Origin of the sequence: uncultured Oscillibacter sp. (assembly GCF_900544955.1) — a bacterium.
Lineage (GTDB): Bacteria > Bacillota > Clostridia > Oscillospirales > Oscillospiraceae > Oscillibacter.
Genome location: NZ_UQXD01000058.1, coordinates 1 through 11,647 on the forward strand (window position 1 = coordinate 1; position 11,647 = coordinate 11,647).

The window sequence follows — 11,647 nt, forward strand, 5'->3', positions numbered from 1 at the left end:
CGTCGCCGCCGGGTGCAACCGTTTGCGAGGCCGGGGAGACGGTGCCGCCGGGGCCGGCGGTGTCCGCCGTCACCTCATAGGACATTGCGGGCAGATTTTTTGAAAAGATCGCCGCCCAATTTCCCAGCGGGAATCCGTCGGGGTACGTCCCTCTCTGAATCACTTCTGTACCAGAGAGAATCGTCAGCTCATGCGCTACATTGTAACTCCATTGATAGCGCGTGTCGGGGGCGGTTGAATATGTGTCCGATACAGTGTCCACGGCTGGAATCGCATCATCCGTATACCATACCGCAGTGACGCCGGTTCCGGTGTATGCATCCGTGACGCCGTCTCCGGTCTCGTTTTGCCCCCAGAATGCCGGCCAGGTCGTATCCCGATTAAACAGCCATATCTGCACATCGCTGCCGTTGACGATCAGCCGGTTTTCGGCGTCTCCTCCATAATCTGCACCGACACCAATCCCTTGCGCATTTGCGCCAGCAAATGCGGTGACGGTTGCAGAGTCGGAAATGGAGACGGTTCCGCAGCCATTATCGTTATAATAGCTGTTTCCCGCACCAATCCCGGCGCCTCCATATTGACCATAGTTTGAGCCATACGCTGTAACAACTGCGCTGCCGCCGATGGTAATAGTGCTTTCCTGGAGCGTTCTGTCGTCCTGTATGATATCTACGCCGCGGTCTGTACCGCCGCCGATGCCAGCGGCGCAGCCGCCGGCCCTTGCCGTCACCTGCGCATTCCCGGCAATAGAAATTTCTTTCACGCCGCCGTTGTCGCCGCCGCCGATGCCGGCGCCGCCCCAGAAACCGTCGCTCCCTCCGATTGCTTCCACCTGGCCGCCGGTGATCGTGATTTTGCCGCCGTCGATGCTATTGCTGCCGCCGATACCGGCCGCGATTGACCCGCCGCGGGCCGTTACGGTTCCGCCTTCAATGGTCACTTGAATGTCGCTTCTACGGGGCTGATTTGTGTTTCCGGCGCCGCCGCTGCCGATGCCCGCGCCGCCCCAACTGTCAGTGGCGGTTTCATTGCCGCCGGTTGCTACAATGGCCCCATCCTCGATGAGAATCGAACCGGTCAGTTCCGCTATACCGATTACGTTTCCCTGTTCCAATGTAGAGCCGCCACCACCGATACCGGCGCCCGCGCCGTAATTGGCGGTTTCTGATGTACCGCCCGTCGCGTCAATCGTTCCGCCTTTGATGGTGATGCTTCCGAAATCGCACCATTTCTCGACCTGGTGATTTGCAATCTGTGCGCCGTTGCCGCCGATGCCCGCGCCTGCGCCGTCACCTAAAGCCGTGCCCTTAAGCATCCCGCCCTGTGCAGTCAAGCTGCCGGTACCGTCGATTGTGACTTCGGCGCCCACCTCGACATACAGACCTGCATAACAAGGCCCGCCCGTGAGTGCATTCTCACCGAGCAGGGCAATTGAGGCCGCCGCGCCGTTCTGGATGGAGAGGGCGGGGGAGTCCGTCGCCTTGATCTGGACCTCGTCCAGGATAAGTTCGTGGGTTCCGCTCTCGACGGTGATGGTGTTTGCCGTCTCACCGCTTGCGGTCAGCCGATAGGGACCGGTGTACGCTTGATCGGTTTCCCCCTGCCGGTAGCCGTCCGCGCTGATGAGAATGGCGCCATCCGCAAGATCAAGCTCGGCAGACGCGTCGTTTCGGGGAGCCGGGGCCTGGATTCTATTTGGAGTCTGATTCGAATTTGCGGGGTCTGCCGCTGACTGGCTTCCATCCATGTCCGGCGCCCGGTACAGCGGGCAGGCCTCCTCGTGGACCTCCGCCCGGCAGGTGTCGTCCTGCGTACAGATTTCAGCCTCCGGTGCCTGATACAGGGGGCAGCCCTCCTCGTGGGCCTCTGCCTGGCAGGTCTCGTCCTGCGTACAGGTTTCGATCTCCGGCGCCTGATACAGCGGGCAGGTCTCCTCGTGGACTTCCGCCTGGCAGATCTCGTCCTGTGTGCAAGCCAGAAAGACCGGGTCTTCCCCCTCGGGTCCGACAGCCATAACGGCGCTTGGCAGCAGTGCCAGCATCATGTAAATTGCCAACAGTCCTGCCAAAATTCGCTTCTTCATCATCAGATACTCCTTCAATTTGTGACAAAATCGATAATTTGTTCTGATCGTTTTCTGCGACCAACAATTTCGATTTTCAAAATCCCGCGTTATTATAACATGCGCGCAAAAATTGGGCAAGTCATATCAGTGATTTTGGATAATTTCTCCAGATTTTTGCGCACTGATTCAAGCCGCAAAAACCGGAACTTTTGCGGCTTGGATCAGTGCGCCCTTGCGGCACTCGTTGTATCCGAATATGTAGCACTTTTCACCGCAGGAAACCCTTCTTACCGGGGCTCATGGAGGAACCACTGAACAAATTATCGAATTTGTCCTAAGAGACCAGGCCCAGCCGTTCCAACTGCCTGGAGTGCTCCGCGCCGGTGGAGACGAGGTAGATGCGGGTGGTCTCAATGCTGCTGTGGCCCAATACGTCGGCCAGTTTGGCGATGTCCTTGCAGGCCCGATAAAACGCCCTGGCAAACAGGTGCCGCAGGTTGTGGGGAAATACCTTGGAGGCCGCCACCCCAGCCCGGACGCACAGGGCTTTCATCTCCGCCCATATCTGCTTCCTGGATAAGCTGCCGCCGTCTCTGGTGAGAAAAATCTCGCCGGAGGCGATTTTTTTGCGCCTGGCGTATTTCAGCAGCTTCCGGCACAGCTTGCCGGGCAGGAGGATGGTGCGGATTTTGCCTTTCAGGGCAATCGCCGTCCGTCCGGTTTGGGCAGCCTCCACGGTGATATACCGCACCTCGCTGACGCGGATGCCGGTGGCCCCCATGGTCTCCATCACCAATGCCAGCCGCTCCCGGCCCAGAGCGCGGGCCGTGTTCAAGAGGCGGCCGTATTCCTCCCGGGTCAGCTCCCGGCGGTCCTCCCGAAACAGCCGCCGCTGGAGCTTCAGGTACTTCACCCGGCACTCGTTCCACCCGGCGAAGCGGAGGAAGGCGTGGACGGAGGCCAGCATGGAGTTGACGGTCACCGGAGCGTAGCACGCTGCTGCGAGTTGCTCTTTCCACGCCGTCACCGTCTCCTTGGAGACGGCCCGCCCGTCCAGCCAGACGGAGAAGGCCCGCACGTCCCGGCAGTATTTCTCCCGCGTGCCGGGGCTTTGCTCCTCTTTCCGTAGGTAGTGGTCGAAGGCCACCGCCTGCGCAGCTGTCAGTCTGTGTTCGTCCATATTGAAATCCTCCCACACAAAGTAGTGCCCTTATTTTACCTTGCAGGGGAGTTACTATGCACCGGGGCCGTTGCTTCGGTTTCGGCTGGGAGGGGGATCAAATCCGTTTGGCGGGGGAGAATCATTTTTGTTGCCGGAGCCGGTTTGCCTGGGAGATAAAGAAACAAGCACGGTTATCAACCGTGCTTGCTTCGCCGTAACGATTCACCGATCGGATGCGGGGCGGCTCTCCGCTCCGGGCGAAAGACGCCGCAGGCCTGCACGGCGTCCCGCAGAGCCACAGGCAGGTCGGGCCGTAGATGGTGGATGGGGCCGGCGAGGGATCCCGAGCCCTTGGGCAATGGCCATTTGCTCAAAGGCGTGCTTCACCTCCGCCGCCACCTGGGCGGGGATGCCACTGGGGAGTGGAATCGTGGGACAGGTCTCCCTCTTGCTGCAAAATTGCCCGGTTCCGCCAGACAAAAGGGAGGGCGCGGTCCGCCGAGGCGGATCGCGCCCTCCCGAAGAAGTGGGGCCAAATGGTCAGAGGTCCACCACCGTCACATCGTGGCCGGTGTGGGGCAGGAGCTTTTCCAGCACGTCCGCCGTCCGCAGCTTCAGGCTGCTGGTGCAGATGCAGGGGTGGCAGGAGAGATACTCCGCCTCATAGACCGCCCGCTCCATCAGCAGCCGGACCCGGTGCTCCTGGTCGTTGGCCAGGCCCAGGAGGGTGGCGGAGCCGGGGGTGCAGTGCAGCAGCTCCCACAGGGCCTCCTCCGGGGCAAAGGACAGCCGGGCGGAGCCGATCTGCTGGCTGAGGTCCTTGGTGTGAAAAGGCTTGTCGGGGCCCATGCAGAGGAGGTAGAACTGGGTTTTCTGCCGGTTGCACAAAAAGAGATTCTTGCAGATGGGTACCCCCAGCACCTGGCTGACAGCGGCGCACTTCTCCATGGTATCGGCGGGATCACTGGAGACCCGGTCATAGGGAATCCCCAGGGTTTCCAGCAGGGAGAAGGCCTCCGCCTCCTGGGGCAGCAGCGCGCCCTCCGGACGGGTGTTGTGGAACAGGGGGGAGATGTCCATGGCTCAGGCCTCCTCCAGCAGCTTCTCGCCGGCCCGGTAGATGTCCCCGGCCCCCACGGTCAGGATCAAGTCGCCCGGGCGGGCCAGTGCCCGCAGCTGGGCGGTCACCTTATCCAGGGTGGAGCAGTAGACGGAGCCGGGGATCTGGCGGCACAGGTCGGCGGAGGAGATGCCGGCGGTGTTCTGCTCCCGGGCGGCGTAGATCTCCGCCAGCACAGCCACGTCCGCCAGCTTCAGCTCCTCCACAAACCGGTCGAAGAGCTTGGCGGTGCGGGTGTAGGTGTGGGGCTGGAAGGCCACCACCACCCGCTGATAGCCCAGGGTCCGGGCGGTGGTCAGCAGGGCGTGGAGCTCATCGGGGTGGTGGGCGTAGTCGTCGTAGACCGCGGCACCGCGGTAGCTGCCCTTGTGCTCAAAGCGGCGACCGGCGCCGGTAAAGGCGGCCAGGCCCTCCTCCACCGCCGGGCCGGGGATGCCCAGCACGTAGGCGGCGGAGGCGGCGGCCAGGGCGTTGAGGATGTTGTGGTGCCCGTAGACGTGGAGGGTCACATGGGCGTAAAACGCCCCGTGCACCAGAATGTCGAAGGAGGGGGCTCCCTCCTCGTCGGTCAGATGGGCGGCGGTGCAGTCGGCGGGATGCTCCAGGCCGAAGGTGAACACCGGATGGGCCAGCTCCGCCACGGACTCCATGGCGCCGGGGTTGTCGGCGTTGACGATGACGTGCCCCGCCGGGGGCACCAGCTCCGCAAACTGGTGGAAGGAGTGCTCGATGTCGTCCAGGTCCTTGAAGAAGTCCAGGTGGTCCGCCTCCACGTTCAGGATCACCGCCACGGTGGGGAAGAAGCAGAGGAAGCTGTTGCAGTACTCGCAGGACTCCAGGATGATGGTGTCCCCATGGCCCACCCGGTAGCCGGAGTGGAGCAGGGGCAGCGTGCCGCCGATCATCACCGTGGGGTCCGCCTGGGCAGCCATGAAGATGTGGGTGCACATGGAGGTGGTGGTGGTTTTTCCGTGGGTGCCGGAGACGCACAGGGCGTTGGGATAGTGCTGCATGATGGCGCCCCAGGCCTGGGCCCGCTCGTAGACGGGCAGACGGCGGGCCACGGCCCCGGCGATCTCCGGATTGCTGTCGTGGACGGCGGCGGTGCGGACCACAAAATCGCAGTCCCCCAGGTTTTCGGCGTTGTGGCCGATGGACACGGAGATGCCCAGGGACCGCAGATGCCGCACCGTGCCGCTCTCCGCCATGTCGGAGCCCTGGACCTGAAGGCCCATGCCCCGCAGCACCTCCGCCAGGGGGCACATGGAGACGCCGCCGATTCCCACCAGGTGGACCCGCTTGCCGGGGAGCAGATAGTCGCGGATGGGGTTGGGATTATTCATCATGGAAATGGACTTCCTTTCAAAGACGCATTCCGCATTGCAGAAACGGAAAAAGCGTTGTATAATCAGAAACATCTTATGATAATGCGTACAAAACAGAGCCGAACGCCTGGAGAGCCAGGGCTTTCAAAGCTCGTTGGCTTTGTTTCAGTGTAAGAGTTTTCCCGCAGAAACGGAAAAAATCTTGCTCTCCACGGGCGGCTTTTCAAAAGCCGCCCGTGGGTCCGCATGGAAACAGCGGCTGAATTCCACAAGAGCGGCTGGTTTCAGCCACTTTTACGGAGTTGCGCGGCGATGCCGCGGGAATCAACCGCAAGGCGGTTTGTTCAATGGGCATTATTATAGTACAGGAAAATAGGAATTGCAACTGAAAGAGGGGGGAAAACCATGGAGAATCTGCCGGAATCCGTCCGGGAAGTGCTGGGGCGGCTGGAGGCGGCTGGCCACGAGGCCTGGTGCGTAGGGGGCTGCGTGCGGGACCTGCTGCTGGGCCGGACGCCGGAGGACTGGGACGTGACCACCAGCGCCCTGCCGGAGGAGACCATGGCCCTCTTCGGGGACCGGGCCCTGCCCACGGGCCTGCGCCACGGCACCGTGACGGTGCGCGCCGGGGGAGAGGGGGTGGAGGTCACCACCTACCGCCTGGACGGCGCCTACCGGGACCACCGGCGGCCGGAACGGGTGGCCTTCACCCGCTCGCTGGAGGCGGATTTGCAGCGGCGGGATTTCACCGTCAACGCCATGGCCCTCGGCCTGGACGGCGAGCTGCGGGACCCCTTCGGCGGCCGGGCGGACCTGGCGGGCCGGGTGCTGCGCTGCGTGGGGGACCCGGAACTGCGGTTTGAGGAGGACGCCCTGCGGCTGCTGCGGGGGCTGCGGTTTGCTGCGGTGCTGGGCTTTGATATTGAACCCGCCACGGCGGCGGGCATCCACCGCCGGCGCGATCTGCTGCGGGAGATTGCCGCCGAGCGCATCCAGACGGAGCTGTTCAAGCTGCTGACGGGGGCTTCGGCGGCGGCGGTGCTGCGGCGCTATGTGGACGTGGTGGGGGTCTTCTGGCCGGAGGTGCTGCCTATGGTGGGCTTCGACCAAAAAAACCGCCACCACTGCTATGACGTCTGGGAGCACACGCTCCACGCCCTGGCGGCGGCGCCGCCGGATCTGGTGCTGCGGTGCACGCTGCTGCTCCACGACATCGGCAAGCCGGACAGCTTCGTTCTAGGCACCGACGGCTGCGGCCACTTCCGGGGCCATCAGGCCGTCAGCCGGGAGATCGCGGACCGGATGCTGCGGCGGCTGAAGTGCGCCGCCGCCTTCCGGGAGACGGTGCTGCGGCTGGTGGAGTGGCACGACCGGAACATCGCCCGGGAGGAGCGGGCCGTCCGCCGGGCCCTGCGGCAGCTGGGCGAGACGGATTTGCGGCGGCTGCTGGCGGTGAAGCGGGCGGACAACCTGGCCCAGGCCCCCGGCTCCCGCGCCCGGCAGGAGGAGATTGCCCAGGTGGAGACCCTGCTGGACCGGCTTCTGGCGGAGGACGCCTGCTTTTCCCTGCGGCGTCTTGCTGTGAATGGAAATGACTTGACAGAGCTTGGCCTAGAAGGACCCGCCGTGGGCATGGCGCTGGAGGGCCTGTTGGACCGGGTGGTGGAGGGCGAGCTGCCCAACGACCGGGAGAGTTTGCTGGCCGCCGCCCGGCGGCTGGCGGAGGAGGGGGGACGGATGGACGCGGAGACGCTTTGGGCGGTTTATCACGAGGGGCTTCCGGACTTTCTCCGGGCGTTTGCGGACACGCCGCCGTTGGCGCGGCTGCGTCAGGTGGGGATGAACTGCGGGTGTGAGTATACCCACTTTCCCCGGTTTGCAGAAATCGGCCCCTATTCCCGGTACGACCACAGTTTGGGCGTGGCGCTGGTCGTCTGGCATTTTACCGGTGACAAGGCCCAGGCCCTGGCGGGGCTGTTCCACGATATCGCCACCCCGGCCTTTGCCCATGTGGTGGATTTCCTCAACGGGGACCATCTCCGCCAGGAGTCCACCGAGGCGGGGACGGCGGAGCGGATCACCGCCTCGCCGGAGCTGGGGGCCCTGCTGCGCCGGTACGGCCTGAGCGTGGAGCAGGTGGCAGACTACCACCGCTATCCCGTCGCCGACAATGACAGCCCCGCCCTGTCGGCGGACCGGTTGGAGTACACCCTGGGCAATTTGCTGCACTACGGCTTTGCGGGCCTGGAGGAGGTCCGGGCCTTTTACGCCGATTTGACGGTGGGGACCAACCCGGCGGGGCGGCCGGAGCTGGCCTTCCGCACGCCGGAGACCGCCGCTGCCTTCGCCCGGGCGGCGCTGCAAAACGCCCGGGTCTACGTGGCGGATGAGGACCGCTTTGCCATGCAGGCCCTGGCGGATCTGCTGCGGCTGGCCCTGGAGCGGGGCGCCCTGGTCCGGCGGGACCTGGACGGCACCGAGCCGGAGGTCATCAGAAAGCTGGAGGCGGACCCGGTCTGCGCCGCCGGGTGGCGGCGGTTTTGCGGCTACGAGCGGCTGGAGCGGCGGACCGGGCGGCCCCCGGAGGACGGGTGGATGCAGGTGGACGCCAAGCGCCGCTGGATCGACCCCCTGGCCCTGGGCCGGGGAAGGGTCTCCGCCTGGGACCGGGATTTCCGCCGGGAGATGGAGGCCTTTTGCAGCCAGGATGTCTCCGTCTGGATGCGGGGCAGGCCGTGAAAAAAGAGGACGCCTTTGGCGTCCTATTTTTTCACGGGCAAACCGCCGGGTACAGCGCCCGGCACAGCCGCCGGCCGCTCTCCGTTTGGAAGATCTGCTGGTAGGCGTGGCGCTGGGCCTCCGGCTCCGCGCCGTCCTCGTAGAGGTTCACGAGGAAATCCGCCTCCAGCAAAATGCGGTAGTCCAGGCTCTCCACATGGGTGTAGGTGTGGTGGTGCCCCACCAGGTACCGCACCCGGTCGATGACCGGCCGGGGCCAGCCCAGGTCCGTCAGCAGCTGGTCAGCCACGTCCGGCCCCAGAGCTTCCTGGTCCTTGCCGGTGCACCGGCCGTACAGGGCCTCCGCCCGGTGGATGCCGATGTCGTGCACCACGGCAGCGGTCTCCAGGGTGAATTGGGTGTCCGGGTCCAATCCCTCCTCCAGCCCGATCTGCCGGGCGAAGGCATGGACCTTCAGGAGGTGGTGGATGCGCCGGGGGTCCCCGGCGTCGTAGGCGATGGCGGCGGCAATGGCCTGTTCCATGGAAGGCTTCATCAGGGTGCTCCTCTCCGTTTTCTGCCCGCTCCCGAGTCCGGCGGGCGCTTTTCCGCTCCATTTATAATAGGTATCCTCACACGATGCCCAGCAGCTGCCGCAGGTCCCCGATCTCGTGGTCAATCCGCAGGTCCCCGGGCCGGGGCTTCCCGGCGGGATTGTACCAGCAGCAGGGGAGGCCCGCGTTGTTGGCGCCGCGGATGTCGGTGGACAGGGAGTCCCCGATGACCAGGGTGTTCTCTGCTGTGATGCCGGGGACGCGGCTCTGGACATAGGCGTAATAGGCCGGGTCCGGCTTGGAGGCGCCCGCCTCCTCGGAGATGAAGGCGTCCAGAAACAGGTCGGAGAAGACGCTTCCCTCCAGGCGGCTGCGCTGGACGGAGGCCACCGCGTTGGTGACGATGTACATTTGGTGGCCCCGGGCCCTCAGCGCCCGGCAGACCTCCTCGGCGTGGGGCAGGGGATAGACCCCCTCGCCCAGGGCGGCCAGGTAGTCCCGGTTGCACTGCGCCGGGTCCCGCTCCAGGCCCAGGGCCTTCAAAAAGCGAACATAGCGCTCCAGCGTCACAAAGTCCTTGGAGACCTGGCCCCGGTCAAAGGCCGCCCACAGCTCCAGATTGATCTGGTGGTACAACTGGTGGACCTCCTCCGTGCAGGGGATGCCGTGGGTTCGGCACATGATGGAAAACGCCCGGGAGGAGGCCTTTGGGAAATCAAACAGCGTGTCGTCCGCATCGAACAGCAGGTAGGGATAGTTCATATCGACGGTCCTTTCCAGATGATAGGATAGTTTAACACGCCGCCGGGAAAAAGGCAATCACCCCCGGTCCCCCTCCGCCATACCATAAAGCGAGGGGGGATGCCGGATGAAGAAGTGCTTTGGCGTGATTGGCGGCGACCGGCGGCAGGCGGAATTGGCCCGGCTACTGGCGACGGATGGCCACGAAGTGGCGACCTACGGCCTGGACCGCTGGAAGCCCGGCGGCGGGGGGACTCTGGACCAGGCCGCCGGGGCGGACGTGGTGGTTTTGCCGCTGCCGCTGTGCAAGGTGGACGGAGTCCTGAACTGCGAGGAGGGCTCCATGCCCACCCGGGAGTTGTTCCGGCGGCTGGAACCCGGCCGGCTGGTGCTGGCGGGACAGGTGAAGCCCCAGCAGCGGGAGGAGGCGGCGGCCTGCGGCATTTCCCTGCGGGACTACTTCCTGCGGGAGGAGCTGACCGTGGCCAACGCCGCCGCCACGGCGGAGGCGGCCCTTCAGGTGGCCATGGAGCGCCTGGACCGGACGCTGCTGGGAATGGACTGCCTGGTGCTGGGCTTTGGCCGGATCGGGAAGCTGCTGTGCAGCCGCCTGCACGGTTTGGGTGCCCGGGTGACGTCCGCCGCCCGCAAGCCGGCGGACCTGGCCTGGATTCGGGCCTATGGCTGGCGGGCGCTGGAGACCGGCGCCCTGGACGGACAATTGGGCGCCTTCGGCGCCGTGTTCAACACGATTCCCTCTCTGGTCCTGGATGAACCGCTGCTGTCGCAGCTGCCGAAGACGTGCCTCTGTGTGGACCTGGCGTCCGTTCCGGGCATGGATTTGGCTGCGGCGGAGGCCCTGGGACTCTCCCAGGTCTGGGCCCGGTCTCTGCCGGGGCGGCTGGTGCCCTGCACCGCCGCGGAGGCCGTCCGGGATGCCATCACATACATCATATTGGAAGAACGAGGTGACCCTGCGTGAGAAAAGAACGGGTCGGATTTGCCGTGTGCGGGTCCTTTTGCACCCATGAAAAGGTGATGCAGGCCCTGGAGAAGCTGACGGAGCTGTATGAGACCGTGGTCCCCATCGTGTCGGAGACCGTGGCCGCTACGGATACGCGTTTCGGCTCCTCCCAGGCCCTGCTGGAAAAAATGGAGCAGCTGACGGGGCGCAAGGTCCTGTGCGGCATTCCGTCGGTGGAGCCCATTGGCCCTAAGGGGCTGCTGGATGTGCTGGTGATTGCACCGGCCACCGGAAATACCATTGCCAAGTTGGCCGCCGGAATCACGGACACCACCGTGACGATGGCGGCAAAGGCCCATTTGCGGAACGGGCGTCCCGTGGTGATCGCCATGGCCAGCAACGACGGCCTGTCGGCGGGCGCCAAGAACATCGGGGAGCTGTTGGTGCGGAAGCACTATTACTTTGTGCCCTTCGGCCAGGACAGCGCGGTTTCAAAGCCCGGTTCCCTGATGGCGGACTTCGACCAGCTGCCGGAGACGGTGGATGCGGCGCTGCGGGGAGAACAGCTTCAGCCGGTTTTGCTGCGGCAATAAGGGAGAAAAGCCAGGCGTCTGCCTGGCTTTTCCCATGGCCGGAAAAGGGGAAACCGGTAAAATTGACGAAAGAGGTCGGTAAAAAGGAGCGGCTTCATAAGAGTATCTGATGGTAGATATAAACCATATAAGTGACCGTCCTTTACAAATCCCAGTTTGTGGAAAAATGGAAAAGCCAAATGGAAAATATCAACAAAGAGGGGAAAAGGGGATTGACTTTTCCGGGGGGCTCTGGTATTCTAACTAAGCTGTCCGGCACGAGGCTGAGGCGAGCGGCGCGAAAGATTCAGAAAACGAAAAATTCTGGAAGAAACGTGTTGACAAACTGAAAACTCTGTGTTAAGATAAGCAATGTTCCGCCGGAGCGGCGTGCACCTTGTAAATTAAACAACGTAACGAAAA

The 11,647-nt window shown here is 64.0% G+C and carries 8 protein-coding genes and 1 pseudogene; 3 read left to right on the forward strand and 6 right to left on the reverse strand.

Features of this window, described 5'->3' with window-relative positions; all coding sequences use genetic code 11:
* The 4 genes and pseudogenes from QZS21_RS10860 to murC all read right to left on the reverse strand — a co-directional run.
* Positions 1-2,089, reverse strand: a pseudogene (locus tag QZS21_RS10860) (hypothetical protein); the annotation flags it as partial.
* A gap of 313 nt (positions 2,090-2,402) precedes the next feature.
* Positions 2,403-3,248: a tyrosine-type recombinase/integrase gene (locus tag QZS21_RS10865; RefSeq protein WP_295583278.1), complete on the reverse strand. Its 846-nt coding sequence runs from the start codon at positions 3,246-3,248 to the stop codon at positions 2,403-2,405.
* A gap of 522 nt (positions 3,249-3,770) precedes the next feature.
* Positions 3,771-4,310 carry a prolyl-tRNA synthetase associated domain-containing protein gene (locus tag QZS21_RS10870; protein ID WP_295583280.1) on the reverse strand — a complete coding sequence of 180 codons (540 nt, stop codon included), beginning with the start codon at positions 4,308-4,310 and terminating at the stop codon, positions 3,771-3,773.
* 3 nt (positions 4,311-4,313) lie between these two features.
* A complete protein-coding gene (gene murC / locus QZS21_RS10875) occupies positions 4,314-5,696 on the reverse strand; it encodes a UDP-N-acetylmuramate--L-alanine ligase (protein WP_295583282.1) in 1,383 nt (460 codons plus the stop codon).
* Positions 5,697-6,080: 384 nt separating this feature from the next.
* Here murC and QZS21_RS10880 point away from each other — a divergent pair, with 384 nt between their 5' ends.
* Positions 6,081-8,414: a CCA tRNA nucleotidyltransferase gene (locus tag QZS21_RS10880; protein ID WP_295583284.1), complete on the forward strand. Its 2,334-nt coding sequence runs from the start codon at positions 6,081-6,083 to the stop codon at positions 8,412-8,414.
* Positions 8,415-8,445: 31 nt separating this feature from the next.
* Here QZS21_RS10880 and QZS21_RS10885 read toward each other — a convergent pair whose 3' ends face one another.
* Positions 8,446-8,937, reverse strand: coding sequence for an HD domain-containing protein (locus QZS21_RS10885; protein ID WP_295583286.1), 492 nt, complete (start codon positions 8,935-8,937; stop codon positions 8,446-8,448).
* 88 nt (positions 8,938-9,025) lie between these two features.
* Positions 9,026-9,709 (reverse strand): YjjG family noncanonical pyrimidine nucleotidase, encoded by a 684-nt coding sequence (locus QZS21_RS10890; protein WP_295583288.1) that lies wholly within the window; start codon positions 9,707-9,709, stop codon positions 9,026-9,028.
* Between the two features lie 106 nt (positions 9,710-9,815).
* Here QZS21_RS10890 and QZS21_RS10895 point away from each other — a divergent pair, with 106 nt between their 5' ends.
* Positions 9,816-10,670 carry a dipicolinate synthase subunit DpsA gene (locus tag QZS21_RS10895; protein WP_295583290.1) on the forward strand — a complete coding sequence of 285 codons (855 nt, stop codon included), beginning with the start codon at positions 9,816-9,818 and terminating at the stop codon, positions 10,668-10,670.
* Complete coding sequence (locus QZS21_RS10900; protein ID WP_295583292.1) at positions 10,667-11,245, forward strand: dipicolinate synthase subunit B; 579 nt, start codon at positions 10,667-10,669, stop codon at positions 11,243-11,245. The genes QZS21_RS10895 and QZS21_RS10900 overlap by 4 nt, the downstream gene beginning before the upstream one ends.
* The last annotated feature ends 402 nt before the right edge of the window (positions 11,246-11,647 follow it).